We start from the raw sequence: 17,139 nt of genomic DNA, 5'->3' as shown, positions 1-17,139 counted from the left end.
GTGTCATACAACTCCTAACAGGCCGAGCGCCCCTGTCAATAGTTGTATGACAACGCCCATGTTAATTCTGCTCCGCGCGTCGGAACGGTCGGTGTCAGGCCGCAGCTGACGAGCGACCGGAAGGCCGCGGTCGGCGCACGATAGGGCTGCTTCGCGACCGATTCTTGTATGCATGTGCCATAACCCGACGTGGTAAGTCGGGTCACATCGCCGGTCCTGAAGGTTATGTGTCCTGCGGAACGGATCTCGGCACCCGTGGAGAAGCTTGCGAAGGCCATTTCGATCTTCGCGATGCGATCGCTTCCCTTGACCGCAAGCGAGTCGGTCCGCGTGATCCGGCCGGGCGCGAGGGTGTAGCGTGTCAGGACCGTCGCGCGCGGATCCGCCACTGCGTCGTTCCCGCCCATCCGATCGAGTGCATCCTGACGCCAGCTCACCTCCGTGACCGCGCCGTGTCGCGTCACGCGGACGTCCTTGAACCAAGCGAGCGGCATCAGCACGCTGCCGTCGGTCAAGGTGATCTTCGGCAGCAGCAGCGGATAGTCGGCGTCGGCCGCCCCCTGCAGCATCCCGGCCGAGAACGGCACCGGAAAGTAGGGGTTGTGCATATGTTGCCCCTCGGCGCCGTTGATGATCGGCAGGCCGATGACCTTGCCCCGGTCGCGGACCGTTACGACCGCCCGGTCGTAGGTGCCGCGTGCGAACCACGTGGTCGTCGACTTTGGCAGGGTGTCCAGCCAGCGCACGTAGCCCGCGTCGGGTTTCCGATCGCGATACCCCAGATCGCTCCAGATCGCGTCAGTGTAGATGTACTGGCGGGCGAGACTGAGATTCTCGCCGAAGATGCGATGCTTGCCGCGGTAGGCGTCCGTCCGCCGCCCTTGATCCCACAGATCGACCGATCCGGTGGTCGGATCGACCCAGAAATCCATGTAGCGCGCCGCGATCCGCGACGAGAACGCATAGGCCATGCGTTCCTCGGTAGGCGTGAGCACCTTCAGCCGCGCTGCTGCCGTCAGCACTTCCAGGAACGCGGTCTCGCCGTAGGTGCCTATGCTGCGGCCGTATTCCCAGCCTTCCCCGCGCAGGTTGAAGCGCGGCAGCATCAGATCGACCGACCGTCTGAGCCAGGCCTTCACTTCAGGTGTCGGCTCCATCCCTGTCTCGACGAGCCGCTGGGCGATCTCGCCGATCAGCAGGACGCTGTATCGATCGAACCGGCCCTTGCCCTCGGTCTCGTCGGCGAAGCCGTATTCGCCCGAGTAGCGACGATAATGGTCGAGCGTGCGCTCGAGCAGCCGGCCGCTTCCCGTCTCGTCCTCCCAGCCGAGCAGGAACCGCAGCCGTGCGATTGAGAAGGCGACGCCGTAGTAGTTGTTGGGCAGGTCGATCAGCGTCAGGTCCGGCCGCACGAAGCGCCGCCAGTCGAGCCGAGTCTTGAGATGCGCCAGAGTCGCGGGCGAGACGGCTTCTTCCAGCACGCCGGCCTGTTTCAGCCGGTACAGCGCCGACACGTAGTAGTAGATGCCCCAGCTGTCGTTCGGATCGTCCAGCGTCAGGTCGGCGATCGTCGCGAAGTCCCGCAGCCGCTGCGCACGACGTCCGTCCCCCTTCGGCAGATCGACGACCCGGTACGCCATGGCGCTTGCGATCTTGCCGGGCAGGAACTTGTCGCCGCTGTCGAAGACCTTGACCCCGCCCAGCGTCATGCCCCGCTTGTCGCGCAGCAGTTGCCCAAGCAGCCGCTCCATCTGCGGCATGAGGCGCCGCTCTACGGTCGCGTGCATCGCAGGCGCCATCGCGTAGCTGGGACCGTGCGGGCGGTCCGACCAACCCGACCTCGCCGCTTCCGGCGGAGGTGCGGCGGAGATCAGCAGCGGCAGGACGAGTGCGACGCGCAGGCTCGACGGGCTCATTTCGTGTCTCCGTGTCTGGCGAGATCATACATGGCGGTGCCGGCAAGGACGTAAGCGCCGCTCCCGTAGAACTGCGTGTCCGTCGCGGAGACCCGGTCGGGCCGGTCGCTGACCTGCTGGACCCATCCCAGCATGCCGTCCGGCTGGACGCTGCGTCCCAGTGCCGCCCATCCGCGGATCGCGGCGGGGCGATGGATCTTCCGCGCCAGCAAGCCGGAGTCGACGCCCCACGCCAGTGCGTAGGTGAAGAAGGCGGTGCCGCTCGTCTCCGACGGCGTGTCGGGAGCGTTGTCGAGCAGCGACGGCGCCCAATATCCGTCGGCCTTCTGCAGCGCGACGATGCGCTTCGCCATGTCGCGGAAGAGATCCACATAGTAGGTGCGCCGCGGATCGTCGTTCGGCAGTTCCTGGAGGATACGGACCAGTCCCGCCATTACCCAGCCGTTGCCCCGGCTCCAGAACAGCTTGCGTCCTGCAGAGTCGCGGCGATCGAAGAAGCGGCTGTCGCGGAAGAACAGATGCTCCTTGCGGTCGTAGAGATAGTCCGTCGTTGCCCGGAACTCCTCGTGCGCGAAGCGGGCGTAGCGCGCATCGCGGGTCGCGAGGCCGAGTCGCAATAGTGTCGGAGGGGCCATGAACAGCGCATCAGCCCAACACCACCGGTTCGTGCAGAGGGGATCTCCGCGGCCGGCGGGGTTGGGCAGGAATTCGAGACTGCCAGTAGGCCGGTTGCGGAACACCGCCTCGAAATAGGCTTTGGCGGGTGCCAAGGCGTCAGCAGAGCCACCATGGGCCGCTGCCCAGATCCACGCCTGTGCGATGACCTGATCGTCGGCGTGGAAGGGCTTGTCTCCGAGCCTCCATCGCTCCGCACGTCCGAGGTCGAGCAGCGCCCGCCCGTAGCGGGGATCGCGCGAACGATCCGCCAGATCAGTCAGCGCGGCCCAGAAGGTCGCCTGCTGCCAGTCGCGGGGGTTCCGGACGCTTCGCGACGCAGCGGGCATGTGGTCAAACGTGGCGCGATGGTCGAGCTGCCAGTTCGCCACGCGCTCGGTCGAAGCCAAGATCGCGGCAGGCGTTGGCATCGCGGACACGTTCGCTGCCGATGGACCCGAGGCGCGGAGAACCTGGTTGGTAGGCGTGTTGACGACCAGCGCGGCAGCGGCAAGGAACAGGTTCAGGAGCATGATGCGTCTCGGCTGGGTTGGATCGATAGGGAGGAGATGGACAGGCGCATCTCGCCGACCGTGGTGATCGCGAAGGGTGCGACTACGCGTGACGTGTCGGCGCCAGCCAGGCAGGCCACCGGCACCGTCAGCGTCTGCCAGCCGCGACCGGCGAGTCGGGAAAGGGCGGTGGTCACGTCGCGACGCCCCGCGCACCCCTGCCCGCACCGAATTTCGAGGAAGGCGGGTGCGGTCGGTGCGCCGTCCACCCGCAGGGAGGCCACGATCGCTAGGGGCTGCCTACCGAGATCCTGTGCTCGCGCATTTGCCACGAGCAGGGTGCCGCGGGACCGCCCGCTCCAGCGGACCTCACGAGCGTCCTCCTGTCGTTCGCGGTCGATGGGCCGCACGGCCACGGATCCGTTGTCGGCCGCCCCCGTCACCGTCTGCGGACTGTCGTTCTGACCGTCGATCTGCAGCGCGCGTCCGCCCACGCCCCTCCCGTCGACGAACAGTGGACCGACGGGTGACCCCAAGCGCTCGTCCACCCCGGACCTCTCGGAGAGCCGCGTCCATGCGTTCCGTCCTGCCTTCAGACCGTATCCGAACGGAAACAGTGGTTTGTAGTCGAGGTCACCGACGTTGAGGGGCGCGCCGTACGCGTAGGCCGGCCAGGAGAACGAGAGCCGTCCGGTGAACGCACGACGTCCGTACAGGACGTCCGAGATGCCGCCGCCCTCGGATCCCGGAAGCCACGCCGCGACGAACGCGTCAGCGGCGTTGAGGTGGCGGTTCACCCATAGCGGACGCCCGGACAGGAAGACGGCTACGACGGAGACACCCTGCGCCTTCAGGCGCTGCATCGTGGCGAGCGCTCCGTTGTGGTCGTCGAACAGCAGGTCTGCGCGATCTCCTTGGAACTCGGCATAGGTATCCTCACCGAACACCACGACCGCGACATCGGGTTTGGTGGTGAACGCTCCGGACGGGGACAGCTGCGCATCGCCGCCGCCCGCCCGCGCTGCTTCGCGGATCCCTGCGAAGATCGATTGTGCGTTGGGGAAGTGTTCAGGACGCGTCCCCGTTCCCTGCCACGTCAGCGTCCAACCGCCCGACTGCTTCGCCACGCTGTCGGCGCCATCGCCGGCCACCAGAACTCTGGCGCCCCAGCTGATCGGAAGGACGCCCCTGTCCTTCAGCAGCACGACGGACTTGGCGACGGCTTCACGGGCGATCGCACGGTGCGCCGCGCTGCCTAGAACGGCGTATTCGCCCGCCAGCGGCCGTGATGACGGCCGGCCGGCTTCGAACAGCCCGGCGCGGATCTTTACTCTTAGGATGCGGCGGACGGCGTCGTCGAGACGCGCCATAGGCAGTCTACCAGAACGCGCGGCGGCCAGGGTCGAGGCGTAGATGCCCTTCCAGCTCGCCGGCGCCATGTACATGTCGAGACCAGCCGACATCGACTGCGAACAGTCGGTGGGTGAACATCCCGGGACCTTCGCATGTCCGTCCCAGTCGCCGACGACCAGTCCGTCGAATCCCCAACGTCGCTTAAGCACGTCGGTCAGCAGGTCGTGGCTTCCATGCATCTTCCCGCCGCGCCAACTCGAGAAGCTGGCCATGACGGACTGTACGCCGGCGTCGATCGCAGCGACGTAGCCAGGGGCATGCAGGCGGATGAGGGAGGTCTCGTCGGCGTCGGCATCGCCGCGGTCCCGGCCGCCGGTTGTGCCGCCATCGGCGATGAAGTGCTTGGCCGTGGCTATGACATGGCCGCCCCGCAGCCAGTCGGATCTTCCCCGTTCCCCTTGCAGACCGAGAACGTAGCTCTTCGCGTACGAGGCGACGATTCCCGGTTCTTCGGAGAAGCTTTCGTACGTTCGCCCCCAGCGATCATCGCGCGCGACCGCGATGGTCGGCGCGAAGGTCCAGTCTAGCCCGGTGACCCGCAGTTCCTCCGCAGTGGCCGCACCGATGCGCCGGATCAGATCGGGATCGCGCGCGGCGCCAAGGCCGATGTTGTGGGGGAAGAGCGTGGCGCCGACTATGTTGTTGTGTCCGTGGACCGCGTCGCTCCCCCACATCACCGGAATGCGCGGGAGGCCGCCCCCGGGTCGCATCGATGCGTCATAGTATGCGTCTGCGGCGGCCAGCCAGCTCGATGCCGGCCCGAACTCGTCGCCGCCAGGCGAGGAACTGCCTCCATTCAGGATTGAGCCGAGGTGGTACGTCGCGACGTCTTCGGGGGTCGCGCTTGCAATGTCGCCCTGGATGGTCTGCCCGACCTTCTGCTCGGCGGACATGCGTGCGAGTAGGGCATCGATGCGCTTTTCGGTCGCGGGGTCGGCTTTCGGCGCGGTGATGGCGGGCCAGAGGGGCGGATGTATCGTCGTATCCGGTGGCGGGGCAGCGGATTGGACGGCCGCAGCATACGTGCACATGAGGACTATCGCGACCGTGCCCGGTTTCCTACGCTTCAAATCCGCCTCCATCGGTCAGGCTGTTGCCTTGACACCGGTGACACCCCTCTTTCCTTTTCCCGCACCTGTCAATAAGGTTGTCACACAACTTTTCGGGCAGTGGGGAGGATCGCGTTGTCTGTACTGGTGCCGGCGAGGGTAGACGCTCCGGGTTGGCGGTCGTCGGGGCGCTTCCGCTTTCGGAATGCCTTTCAGGTCGGATACGACGGCGACGGGAACGCATCATGGTACCCGCTTGCGTATTGTCCGCAAGGGCCGGTTTCGCACCCGGGCGGTCTTCGAAGCGCAAGACGAGTCCGTGCGGTGCCGTCGACGGCGACGATGGCGCCGTCCTCACGCCGCTCACGCTTCCGGATCCGTTGTGGAGGGATTTGCCCGGTTCGAGCCGCCGAGGCCAGCTTGTACCTGACCACCGACGGCCATGTAGATGCTGGGTCATGGCCAAGATCCTCGAAGGGCTCCGCGCCTTGGATCTCCTGAACCCCGCCTTGGGCAATGCGCAGTCTCAGGTGGGGGGCCCCGCCGCCCTTCGCCCGGGAAATCCGACCATCAGCGACGTCGCGCGAGCAGCAGGGGTGTCGAAGAAGACGGTGAGCCGCGTCATCAACGACTCGCCGCTGCTTGCGGGAGCGACCCGCACACGGGTTGAGTCGGTCATAGCGGCTCTCGGATTCACGCCGAACCTTCAGGCCCGAGGGCTTGCGATGGGCTACAACTCTCTGATCGGGCTCATACACGACAACCCCAACTCCCAGATGGTTCTCGGCGTCCAGCAGGGAATCCTGGAGGCCATCGAGGACACGGACTTCGCATTGGTCGTGAGACCGGTCGACCAGGGATCGTCGGGGATGGTGGAAGACGTCCGACGGTTCATCGACCGGCAGCGTCTCTTCGGGGTGATGATCCTCCCCCCATCTCGGAGAACGAGGAGCTCGTCCGTCGCTGTGCGGAACTGGGGTGCGGCTACGTACGGATGGGATCGGCTCCGCTCGATGACGATGCCCACTGCGTCTCGTCGAATGATGCTCAGGCCGTGTCCGAAGCGACGCGGCTCCTCGTTCGGCGCGGACATCGTCGCATCGGGCTGGTCACTGGACCTGCCGGCTTCAGATCGGCCGCGGAGCGCCGTGCGGGCTTTGAAACCGCCCTCGCCGAGGCTGCGATCGCTCTACCTCCCGACCTGATCGCGCTGGGCGACTATCGCTTCGAGTCGGGCGTCGTAGCCGGCGCCGCGCTGCTTGCCGCGGTCCCGCCACCGACGGCCATCTTCGCGTGCAACGACGAGATGGCGGCAGGCGTGCTCTACGCGGCCCGGCAGCGGGACCTTGCCGTTCCCTCGGACCTGTCGATCGTCGGCTTCGATGACACGCCCATAGCCGCACACGTCTGGCCGCCTTTGACGACGGTCCGCTGGCCAATCCAAGCGATGGGGGCCGCCGCAGCCCGAAAGCTGATGGCGCGCGTCGGACAGGGGATGGATGCCTCCTCACAGAGTTCGCTCTTCCATTCGGAGTTGGTTTGGCGCGCGTCGGTGGCAGATGCTGGCTGAAGTGACGGCCGCACGGTTGCGCCGATGCATCGACGTCTCCGATACTGTTGCAGGGTTCCACTGCCCGCTAGGATGCTGCAAACCACTGGGAACAGCCTACGTCGTTTGTTTCTTCTACATGATTGGCGCTCATACAGGCTTGGATGTCCGGTCTGATTTCCCGCCTAAGAGAGCTGCGACACTCAGATCAGGCGATCGCCGCACACGTGCGCGAGACCTTGGTTGCGTCGCTCTACGCCTCTCCCCAGTCCCTCATCATCGGGGCTTTGACGAGCAGCGCCATAGCTACGATCGTGGCGCTGGTCAGCGGCGATCGCTCGATGCTGGAATGCGCGGCTGCGATCGCCGTCGTCGCGGGCGTTCGTGTCGTCGACGCTATCCGCTTGCGGCTGGGGGTACCGGCGGGATGCGTCTCGGATTTCCGCAGCACATGGGCGAGACGTCAGGAGCTGCTCTACCGATCCGGTGCGCTGGGCTATTCAGCCTTGCTCGGCACATTCGGCCTGCTCACGCTGCTGCACACGAACGACGGCGTGCTGCAGCTTCTCGCGGTCACGACCACGATAGGATATGCCGCGGGGATAGCGGGTCGCAATGCCGGTCGACCATGGATAGCGCTTTCGCAGCTCTGCTTCGCGTCGCTACCATTGGCTCTCGGCCTGCTGGCCTCGGCCGATCCTCTCAAGGTCGTGCTCGCTGTAGTCATCGTCCTCTTCGTGATGGCGATGATGGAGATCACTCTGCAGACCTACGGCGTCATCCTCACGGCGACTGTGGCTTCGAGGGAGAAGGCGGCGCTGGCCGAGCACCATGCGGCGATCGCTCGGCGCGACGACTTGACCGGCGTCGCCAACCGGACCGCTTTTCGGGAGCGTTTCGAAGGCCAGCTTCGAGATCTTGCCGAAAGCGGCCAATGGCTCGCGATCCATTGGTTGGACCTCGACCGGTTCAAGGAGATCAACGATTCGTTCGGGCATCTGGCCGGCAACGCGCTTCTGTCCGAGGTGGCCCACAGGTTGAACGAGGCGTTCGGCAGTGCCGGGATTGTGGCGCGGTTGGGGGGCGACGAGTTCGCGGTCGTCTGCGCTGTCGAACGACAGGCCGACGCGCTTACGATCGGTGACCGCATTATACAGTTGGTGCAGCGTCCTGTTCTCCACGACGGCCGGACGTTGCACGTGAGCGCGTCGATCGGGATAGCGATCGCCCCGATCCATGGTGCCGATGCCGACACGCTTCTGAAGAACGCCGATCTGGCCTTGTACCGAGCGAAGGACAGCGGACGCGGACAGATGTGCTTCTACGAGCCGAAGATGGACGAGAAGCTGGAGCGCACGCGTGATCTCGGCGCGGAGATGCATGGCGCACTCGAACGCGGCGAGTTTCACTTGGTGTTCCAACCGATCTTCGATCTGGCCGCGGAGCGCGTCCTGTCCTGTGAGACCCTGCTGCGTTGGACGAACCGCCGTCACGGAGCAATTTCGCCAGCCGAGTTCATTCCGATCGCCGAGGACAACGGCCTGATCGTCTCGATCGGCAACTGGGTGATCCGCGAAGCATGTCGGACTGCCAATCGATGGCCGACCGATGTCAAGGTCGCGGTAAACCTCTCGCCGGTACAGCTGAAATCCGCGAATCTTGCGATGATCATCGTGAGTGCCCTCGCGTCGAGCGGCCTGGCTCCGGAACGACTGGAGCTCGAGGTGACCGAATCGGTGCTTCTCGATGACATCGAAGCATCGTTGGCCGCCTTGGATTCCATAAACCGTCTTCGCGTTCGCACGACGCTGGACGACTTCGGGACAGGCTATTCGTCACTGAGCTACCTCACCAAGTTCCCATTCCAGACTTTGAAGATCGATCGGTCGTTCGTCACCGACCTCGAGACGAGCCATGCGTCGGTGGCGATCGTTCAGACGGTCATCGAGCTCGCGGCGAAACTGGGGATGCGGACCGTGGCCGAAGGAGTCGAGACTCAGGCTCAACTGGACCAGTTGCGCCGCACGCGGTGCGACGCCGTCCAGGGTTTCTTATTGGCGCATCCGATGCCGGCAAGCATGGTGACCACCATGCTTGCCGGTGACGCCGCCAGATCGGAAGCGCGACCCTGAATAGCGGACCTACGGCAGCGCCTTCTCAAGGAGTCTCGTCTGCGCCCCTACAAGGCGCCCCATGAGCCTGAGATCCACGCTGCTCAGCCTGAGAGCCGCATCGGCCCAGAGCTCGACGACCGCTTCGAGCTCGCTGAGAGGCAGTGGGTTCACAGATCGGGACGCTTCGTAGATCGCGCAGTGACCGCTGTGCCGACGCCGGTTCTGACGGATGTAGCGCTCGACCTCCGCCCGGCCCTGACCGGGATTCGCTAACGCGTGGACGATCCCGAGCTCGTACAGTTCATCGGCGCTGTAGGTCCGGCCACTCAGTATCATCTGCTCAGCGCGTGCGGCACCCAGCCGACGCGATAGGAAGCAATGTGCGCCCATTCCGGGAAACAGCCCGAAATTCGTCTCCGGAAGCCCGAAGTTCGTGCCGCGTTCCGCAATGACCACGTTGAACGAGAGCAGAGCCTCGAACCCTCCTCCCAGCGCATCGCCTTCCACGAGACCGATCGTTATGATCGGCCGCTCCAGGCTCAGCATGTTGCGATGGAGAATGCGGACGCAGGCCCGTCCATATCTCACCAACGCCTTCCGGTCGCCGCTCCGGATGTGCGCCGAGAACAGGTCGAGATCGCCGCCGAGCGAGAAGACTCCTGGGAAGCGCGAACCGAGAACGAGATACCGAATAGGCATGGCTTCCGAGGCGCAGGCTTGGACGATGTCGCCCTGCCATTGCTCGAATTCCTGAAGCAGACCGGGGTTGAAGCTCGGACGTACTTTTTGCCGCATGTAGGTCCATAGCGTCTCGAGCGCAGGATCGAACCGTGCCTCCAGTTCGACATATCCGAACGGCTGCCGAGTAACGGCATGGCCGGGGGCAGCGATCGGCGGTTGGCCGAGCTGGCGGCTGCGATCAAAGGGTATGACGGGGGGGAATTCGACTGTCATCGATGGTCCTTCTTCGAGCACGGCCTTGTCGTGCGCGAGAAGTCTAGGTCGATTTGGACTGCGATGCCGGAACCGCGATGCAAAGTGAGATCGCAACCGTCTGCCTCCTTGCCGCCGATGAAAACCGGGGGACGATCGGTTCGGCGGTGCAAGGAGCCGTGTGGCCACGGCCGGTCGTTGGCGTTCGCGTGGGTGGACGGAACGGAGGAGTTCTTTTGCTGAAACCTGGACGGCGTAAACGCGAAAGCCGCCCCCCGACACAATGTCCTGACGCCGAATTCACTTTCAATTCGGCGGCAGGGCTTCAGACTGCCGGGCATGACCGACGGATACGACCAAGAGATGATTGCCGAGGCAGCAGCCCTGATGCGCAAGGCGCTGGTGCTGCTCGATGCAGCAGGTGCCACGCTCGCCGGAACTCATCTCGAACAGGCGCTCCATTCGGTCAGTGAGGAGTTGGAGGTCCGCTAGCCACGTCCGTGCCTTGGAGAAGTCGTTCGACCTTGAAGACGCCGACCGTGGTCAGCTGTCCAGGATAGTCGAGATGCTCGCACCGGTCCACGAGCCCTCGCTCCTCGAGCGCCCGAAGCCAACGCGTGAGAGTCTGCGACCGGATGCGGGTGCGGACTGCAAGCGCCTGCAGATCGATCCAGGTGCCTTCCGCTTCGGTCCTGTAGAGCTCAAGCAGTATGATCCAGGCGTAGTCGCAGAACAGATCGTCGCCCAGCTCGGCACGACGGAGACGCAGCTCCGCGTCTATGCGGCATGCCGCCTGCCATAGCTTCTCCGGCGTTGCTGCGACGGCGCGCGGATCGACGCGGTGTATCGTACCGACCAGCCTGCCCTGTTCACGGACGGCGGACATTCGCGAAACCTGCACATCGCTCCATACGGCGGGGGCCGATGGACGCAGATAGCGCTTTCGAATGGTCAAAGGCGCTGGACTGGCTTCCAGACTGTCGATGAGCGCGGCATTGAAAGTCAGGTCATCGGGATGCGTCAGCTGGATATAGGACATCCCCACGAGCTCGGCCGCTTCAAGCTCCAGGAACTCGCAGATGCCTTGGTCGACGGCGATGATGCGGCCGAACGCGTCGGACATCGAATGGCCAATCAGCATCGTGCTCGTTTCATCAAGCGATCCTCTCTTCCGGCGTATATTTGTTGGGACAGCTTAAGCAATCGTTGCCGTCGGATCTGAGCTTAGCTTCAACGCTAAAACCGCGTTGTCACAGGGCGGACCTGACCTCGAACTGTCCCCATGAGGAAATCACGAAGGAGCGATCCCGACGGAAGTGACTTGGCAGCAGAGCGACCTTCGCCACGCGGCGGCGGGCAAGTGGCAGGACGTTGAGTGATGGACGCGACATTCGCGCCTCGCGGCTTCCGTAGGGTGGCCAGCTCGTCCATGATCGAATGACTGAGTCAGCTCGCCTCCTTCACGACGGCTCGATTGCTTCGGCCAGTTCCAGTTCGCCAGGCCTGCGGGGATGGCGGTTCAGAATGCCGGGCCGAGGCGGCGTGCATCCTTTGAAGGACGAGGCCGTTGTTCTCGCGCACTACACGGGGAGCACTAAAATGGCCGACGACAAGACCCTCCGTTCGACTCAGGACGCATCGAAGATATCGCTCAGCGAGGACTACGAGGTGGCCTACTGGACCAAGAAGTTCGACGTCACCCCCGATGAGCTTCGCGAGGCCGTGAAGACTGTGGGCAACGGCGCTCACGCGGTCGAAGAGCATCTCAAGCGCTGAGCGGCACCTCGGCACCCGGCGCGAGATGCTGGTCTTTCTGGATTTTGAGGCATCGTCGCTTGCGAAGCGCGGCTTTCCGATCGAGGTCGCATGGGTGTTCGAGGACGGCCGATCAGAGGCGCATCTGATCAAGCCTGCGCCGGGTTGGGATGACTGGGACGTAGACGCCGAGCGTATCCACGGCATTCCCCGCGCCACACTCGAGCGCGACGGCACGCCGCACGACGTCGTCGCCCGGCGCATGGTGGAGATTCTGACCGGCCACGATCTGCTGGCGTCTGCACCTAGCTGGGATGGCAAATGGCTCAGTGCTCTTCTGCGCGCCTCCGACCTTCCGCGGCATGCGATACGGCTGAGAGATACCGAGGTGGCGCAGCGCGCCACCTCGAGGGCCCTCCTGGCAGCCGTAGTTCCGTCGGAGAGCCTGGATGCCGAGGTCGAGGACATCATCGTCCTGACCGGCGTACGCGATCGCCACGGCCCGGCCGCCCATCGTGCTCTAGCGGATGCGGAGGAGGAGCGGCAGCGTTGGATGGCGGTGCGGGACGAGGCCGTGCGGAGACGCGCGGCGGTAGGGTGAGAGCGGACCGGTCCGCGCCGCCCAAGACGCCCGACGGTCGCTACATCGTTGTGCGTGGTCGGCTGTGGCGCACTTCGAACCCGCACCTCACGGATGCGGACCGGAATAGGCTGGTCGAGTCGTTGATGGATGCGCGCCGGGCGGTGGCCGCTGCTAGACGGAGTGGAGACCCGACCGCGGAGAGTCACGCACATGAAGCCGTGGACGCGGTCAAGATCGAGCTCGGCGAGCGTGGACCGGTCTGGTGGGACGATGGAAGCCCGACCTCAATCGCCGTATGACGCGCGATACGCCGTACGGCGACTGGTTCGCGAAGTTGGACGCGGACTGATCCCGTTCAACCCGCCTTCCGGCGTCGAGGCGGCTTGTCGGCGATCTCGATCCAGACCGGAGCGTGGTCGCTGGTCTTCTCCCAGCTGCGCACTTCGCGGTCGACCTGCGCGTCGACGAGCTTCGGGGCGAGCGATGGGCTGAGGAGGAAGTGGTCGATGCGGAGGCCTGCGTTCCTCGCATGGGCGTTCCGGAAATAGTCGAAGAAGGTGTAGATCGTCTCGTCGGGATGGATCGTCCGCAGCGCGTCGGTCCATCCCTGCGCCATCAGGCCAGCGAAGGCCGCGCGGGCCTCCGGTGCGAACAGGGCGTCCTCCAGCCACCGCTCCGGCTTGTAGACGTCGCGCTCCGTCGGCATCACGTTGAAGTCCCCGGCCAGGACCACGGGCATTCCCGTCGCCATCAGGTCGGCTGCGTGGGTGGTCAGAGCTTCGAACCAGCGCATCTTGTATTCGAACTTCGGCCCGGGGCGCGGATTGCCGTTCGGAAGATACAGGCCGCCGATCAGCACGCCGTTCACGGCCGCCTCGATGTAACGGCTCTGTGCAGGGTCCGGGTCGCCGGGGAGCCCGCGCCTCGTCTCTATCGGCGTACCGACGCGGCTGAGCATGGCCACGCCGTTCCAGCTCTTCTGACCATGCCAGATCGCCTCGTAGCCAGCTTCCGCGATAGCCGTTGCAGGGAACTTCTCGTCCGGCGCCTTCAACTCCTGCAGGCAGACCACGTCGGGCTGACTCTCGGCCAGCCAGCGCAGCAGGACGGCAAGACGGCCGTTCACGCCGTTCACGTTGTACGTCGCAATCCTCACAGGTCGGGCAGCGCATGATCGGCGCGTTTGGACATCGAAGGCGCTTCGGACCCGACGAGGGTGGCGAACGAGGCCACGTCGAGGACGTGGAAGTCGTCGCCCATGCGTACCGTCTCGTTCCGGTCGCGCGAAGCAACTACGCGCGCACGGCATCCGGCCCGTACCGGCCCCATCATCCGCACCGGCGCGCATTGGTGATCGGAAAGGTGCTCGACGACGGCGCTGGCCGGCAGAAAGGTAGCACCAGAGGACGTGAATCGCTTCCGCGAAGACCAAGGCCTTGAGTCGTTCAGAACTATGACCTCCCTCCCCGCGTCGGTCGCCCCGCTCAGCTGACGCTACGTTGAATGACCGGACGTTCTTCGAATGGGAAAAGCCAGCAGCTCCGCCCTATGTTACCGCTCGCCTACCGTGCGTGTAGGATGGCTCGGAACCGTCGATATCCGGGATTGACGCACCGATCAGGACACGTCGACGAAAGACGCTCAGTCCGACCGGGCGGATCCTACCGTACGCCGAACCCTGCTCTGCTGCCCTCGCCGTCGTCACGACGATCGCGGCCGGCGAGCACGTTCTCGAGTTCAGGAAGCGTATGCGGCACGTCGAGATGGTTCGCGCCGAGGAAGACGCGAACTCCGTCGTCCTGGGCCACGGCGTGCGTCATCTTGTCGATGTCGACCAGTGCCTTGCCCTCAGGCAGTATGTCGATCTGAACGAAGCGCATCGTCGTCTCCTGATTGAGTTTGGTTCGCAACGGCAACGCACGACCGGCGCACTTTTTCGCCAAGAGTATCGCCGTCGTTCGGAGCTTCTGCCGAGAACCGTCGTGCTGACTGCTGCGTGGGCGGATCGTCTGCGCTATGATACAGGAACGAGGCCATCGGGATAGCCGTTCGCCATCCCATCAGACGGAGCAGTACGGATGTCCGATCGCAGCGTGCGTTTCGAACTGGGCGACTACCACTGGGTCTCGGAGCGCGAAAGCGTCGGCTTCGTGGGGACGACCGATCTCGGCGAGGTCGAGTTCCTGATCACGAGCGCCGCGCTGGCCGAGATGCTGAACCCGGATTTCGAGATCGTCGATGCCGATACCGCACTGGAGGTCTTCGTCGAGTTCGAGAGCGACATCCACCGGATTGCGCAGCTCGAGTTCGTCAAACGCCTCGGTGGCGAGCCGCCCATTCTTCTGACGGCGGCGGACGTCGAACTGCGGTGAAACGGGTCACTTGGCCGCATCGCCCATCGTCCGGATACCGCCCGGCGAGCCGAAGTTGCCGAGCGATCCCGTTGAACGCCGCTGTGCATCTGTGCGCGTCCGATGTCGTGCTCGGTGGTTGCCGCTCTAGAAAAGGTCGAGTGGCCAACGCTCTGGGCACTGCGCGATCAGGCAGCGGAAGTCAGGCGCACTTCGATCGTGTCCACTGCGGCGCCTCCCGAGCCCGTCGTGGCCGCTGGTTATGCGACACGCTTGCCGCCTGGCGAAAGTCGCGGGTCTGCACGCGCAGATCGGCTTGCGGCTCGACGACGCTGAGTTGTGGCGGCCAGGGCCGACGACGTCTCGTCCCCCGCTATCACGGCGCGGAGTTCGGCGATCCGATCGCGGTTGGCAGTCGAGGCGCTCATGGGACGCCGACTCAGTCGCACCCGTGGTGTTCCGTAACGTTGGATTTCACGTCAACGCCGAAGGTCACCGTCCGTCATGTCGTCGTTGCTTGAGGCGCCTTCCGTCTGACCGGCGTGGTCGTCAACGGACGGCCGTTCAGGCTCCATCACCACTAGTCACGACTTCCGGCAGGTGAGAGCCGGGCAAAACCCGGCTATCCTGTTGCGGGCGGTAACGCCCAGGACGGACGCTTGATGACCCGAAAGAGGGAACTGGAACCCCGCCCATTTGGGGGGTTAGAGAAGTCAGGATGAGTGTGACGAAGGCCGCCACGTTAGCCGACGATCTCGTCCGGCTGTTTGAAGCCCAGATCGAGGCGGGAATTCTGACGCCCGGCGACCGCTATCCTACCGAAAGGCAGATCACCGAGGAGTTCCTGGTGAGCAGGACCGTCGTACGCGAGGCGTTCGCGCGTCTGGCGGCGCGCGGTCTCCTCGAGTCCCGGCGTGGCGCGGGGGCGTTCGTTGGGAATGCCGCGCACTACCGCGCCTTCCAGGTCACGCCGGAAGAGGTGGAGGCCATCGAGGACGTCCTGAAACTGCTTGAGATGCGCATGGGCTTCGAAAGCGAAATGGCGGAACTCGCTGCCGAACGTCGATCCGAGGCGCATCTGGCGGAGATGCGGGACGCGCTGGCGGCGATGGACCGGAGCGAGGACGCGAACGGATCGGTGCTGGCGGACGCGGCCTTCCATGCGGCGATCGCGCGCGCCACGGGCAATGACTATTTCGAGCGCTTCACGACCTTCCTGGGAGTGCGGCTCATTCCGTCATGGAAGCTGTATCTCCAGGCGGACGATCCCGAGACGCATCGGGGGTATGCGCGGACGATCAACCGGGATCACGAGGCGATCTACTCGGCGATCGAGGACGGAGACGGGTCGCGGGCGCGACGGGCGGCGCGCGAGCACATGGAGAGGAGCCTCGAACGGTATCGGGGGCTGTCGAAGCGGAGCTGAGTGGACTTCGGCGGTCGAACGGCAATCACGCACGTGATCGGGACGAGGACCTTCGGCGGGATGCCGCTGGAGGACGACCTCGCTCGCCACCGTGGGCACGACGATGCCTGGTGGGAGCCGACGTGCCATTTTCCGGCAGCGGGCCGTCATGGGTCAGTCTGCGCCCTGCCCTTCTGCCGAGTGTCCTGCTATCGCGTCCCGATGCTAAGGACACGGATGAAACGGCAGGCCGCTGTCGGCGCACTGGCCGCAGACCGGCTTGCCGGTATCGAAGCGTCGATCAGCGCTCTCAACGACGAGGATCTGCTCGATCTGGCCGACATATTCTCCGGAGACGCACGGACCCATCTTGGTGACAGCGCGTCGGCGGAGCTACGGCGACGGAACCTCAGTCCATGACGGCCACGCCTACTGCCGCTCTGCCTAGGCGTACCGTCATGTCGCTTCTCCGAGCATGGTGAAGCTCCTTGCATAACGAGAGAATTGATGTCCCACGCAAGCAACATCGTCTACTGCACGGGTCCCGACAGCCCGCATGCGTTCGACCTCGTCCCGCTGCAGCCGCGTAACGGCAGCCTCGACGCGATGTGTCCGGTCTGCGAGGGCCGTGGTCAATGGAACACCGCGATCGACCTCGTCAGCTTCCGTTGCAAGCGTGCGGCTTGCGATCGATGCTACGGCGCTGGTTGGGTCGAGACCGGAGCCGATCCGGTCGGCCTGCCGGACATCGTCCTGTCGCCCAGTGGACACCCTCAATGGACCATCCGCTACGCTGCGCCAGGCGAACCCGAGGCGGTTGACCCGCAACGACCCGGGCTGGCCCAGACCTGATCCCGTCTGTAGGCAGCGCCTGCGGCAGGCCGGCCGTATGCGAGCCGGATTGC

Annotated in this window: 15 protein-coding genes and 1 pseudogene; 9 read left to right on the top strand and 7 right to left on the bottom strand. The window is 65.0% G+C overall.

Features of this window, described 5'->3' with window-relative positions:
* Positions 1 to 35: 35 nt before the first annotated feature.
* The 3 genes from SJY20_RS01690 to SJY20_RS01680 are packed head-to-tail and all read right to left on the bottom strand — an operon-like array spanning position 36 to position 5,388.
* A complete protein-coding gene (locus tag SJY20_RS01690) occupies positions 36 to 1,916 on the bottom strand; it encodes a hypothetical protein (RefSeq protein WP_380784878.1) in 1,881 nt (626 codons plus the stop codon).
* Entirely contained in the window at positions 1,913 to 3,103 is a 1,191-nt protein-coding gene (locus SJY20_RS01685) for a glycoside hydrolase family 105 protein (RefSeq protein WP_380784877.1), read from the bottom strand. Before SJY20_RS01685 ends, SJY20_RS01690 begins: the two co-directional genes overlap by 4 nt.
* Positions 3,094 to 5,388, bottom strand: coding sequence for a glycoside hydrolase family 3 N-terminal domain-containing protein (locus SJY20_RS01680; RefSeq protein ID WP_380784876.1), 2,295 nt, complete (start codon positions 5,386 to 5,388; stop codon positions 3,094 to 3,096). Before SJY20_RS01680 ends, SJY20_RS01685 begins: the two co-directional genes overlap by 10 nt.
* Before the next feature lie 686 nt (positions 5,389 to 6,074).
* On the opposite strand from SJY20_RS01680, the pseudogene SJY20_RS01675 reads away from it, so the two are divergent.
* Positions 6,075 to 7,114 (top strand): annotated as a pseudogene (locus tag SJY20_RS01675) (LacI family DNA-binding transcriptional regulator).
* 143 nt (positions 7,115 to 7,257) lie between these two features.
* Positions 7,258 to 9,225 carry a putative bifunctional diguanylate cyclase/phosphodiesterase gene (locus SJY20_RS01670; RefSeq protein ID WP_380784875.1) on the top strand — a complete coding sequence of 656 codons (1,968 nt, stop codon included), beginning with the start codon at positions 7,258 to 7,260 and terminating at the stop codon, positions 9,223 to 9,225.
* 9 nt (positions 9,226 to 9,234) lie between these two features.
* Here the strand turns inward: SJY20_RS01670 and SJY20_RS01665 are convergent, their stop codons facing one another.
* Positions 9,235 to 10,161: a crotonase/enoyl-CoA hydratase family protein gene (locus SJY20_RS01665; protein ID WP_380784874.1), complete on the bottom strand. Its 927-nt coding sequence runs from the start codon at positions 10,159 to 10,161 to the stop codon at positions 9,235 to 9,237.
* A 318-nt stretch (positions 10,162 to 10,479) separates the two neighbouring features.
* On the opposite strand from SJY20_RS01665, the gene SJY20_RS01660 reads away from it, so the two are divergent.
* A complete protein-coding gene (locus tag SJY20_RS01660) occupies positions 10,480 to 10,632 on the top strand; it encodes a hypothetical protein (RefSeq protein WP_380784873.1) in 153 nt (50 codons plus the stop codon).
* On the opposite strand, the gene SJY20_RS01655 is transcribed toward SJY20_RS01660, so the two are convergent.
* On the bottom strand, positions 10,607 to 11,263 hold the full coding sequence (locus tag SJY20_RS01655; protein ID WP_380784872.1) for a hypothetical protein: 657 nt from the start codon (positions 11,261 to 11,263) through the stop codon (positions 10,607 to 10,609). The genes SJY20_RS01660 and SJY20_RS01655 overlap by 26 nt on opposite strands.
* Before the next feature lie 476 nt (positions 11,264 to 11,739).
* Between SJY20_RS01655 and SJY20_RS01650 the strand changes: the two genes are divergently transcribed.
* Positions 11,740 to 11,916, top strand: a complete 177-nt coding sequence (locus SJY20_RS01650) for a DUF3606 domain-containing protein (protein ID WP_380784871.1) — start codon at positions 11,740 to 11,742, stop codon at positions 11,914 to 11,916.
* 25 nt (positions 11,917 to 11,941) lie between these two features.
* Positions 11,942 to 12,496: a transcriptional regulator gene (locus SJY20_RS01645; RefSeq protein WP_380784870.1), complete on the top strand. Its 555-nt coding sequence runs from the start codon at positions 11,942 to 11,944 to the stop codon at positions 12,494 to 12,496.
* A 337-nt stretch (positions 12,497 to 12,833) separates the two neighbouring features.
* Here SJY20_RS01645 and xth read toward each other — a convergent pair whose 3' ends face one another.
* A complete protein-coding gene (gene xth, locus SJY20_RS01640; RefSeq protein WP_380784869.1) occupies positions 12,834 to 13,634 on the bottom strand; it encodes an exodeoxyribonuclease III in 801 nt (266 codons plus the stop codon).
* Positions 13,635 to 14,139: 505 nt separating this feature from the next.
* Entirely contained in the window at positions 14,140 to 14,358 is a 219-nt protein-coding gene (locus SJY20_RS01635) for a hypothetical protein (RefSeq protein WP_380784868.1), read from the bottom strand.
* 198 nt (positions 14,359 to 14,556) lie between these two features.
* On the opposite strand from SJY20_RS01635, the gene SJY20_RS01630 reads away from it, so the two are divergent.
* The 4 genes from SJY20_RS01630 to SJY20_RS01615 all read left to right on the top strand — a co-directional run bounded on the left by SJY20_RS01630 (position 14,557) and on the right by SJY20_RS01615 (position 17,086).
* Positions 14,557 to 14,850, top strand: a complete 294-nt coding sequence (locus tag SJY20_RS01630; RefSeq protein WP_380784867.1) for a hypothetical protein — start codon at positions 14,557 to 14,559, stop codon at positions 14,848 to 14,850.
* Between the two features lie 697 nt (positions 14,851 to 15,547).
* Positions 15,548 to 16,255 carry a FadR/GntR family transcriptional regulator gene (locus tag SJY20_RS01625; protein ID WP_380784866.1) on the top strand — a complete coding sequence of 236 codons (708 nt, stop codon included), beginning with the start codon at positions 15,548 to 15,550 and terminating at the stop codon, positions 16,253 to 16,255.
* 216 nt (positions 16,256 to 16,471) lie between these two features.
* Positions 16,472 to 16,654, top strand: coding sequence for a hypothetical protein (locus tag SJY20_RS01620; RefSeq protein WP_380784865.1), 183 nt, complete (start codon positions 16,472 to 16,474; stop codon positions 16,652 to 16,654).
* A gap of 87 nt (positions 16,655 to 16,741) precedes the next feature.
* Positions 16,742 to 17,086, top strand: coding sequence for a hypothetical protein (locus SJY20_RS01615; RefSeq protein WP_380784864.1), 345 nt, complete (start codon positions 16,742 to 16,744; stop codon positions 17,084 to 17,086).
* Positions 17,087 to 17,139: the final 53 nt, after the last annotated feature.

Origin of the sequence: Sphingomonas sp. R86521 (assembly GCF_042466235.1) — a bacterium.
Classification (GTDB): domain Bacteria; phylum Pseudomonadota; class Alphaproteobacteria; order Sphingomonadales; family Sphingomonadaceae; genus Sphingomonas.
This window is presented reverse-complemented; position numbering and strand designations above follow the sequence as displayed.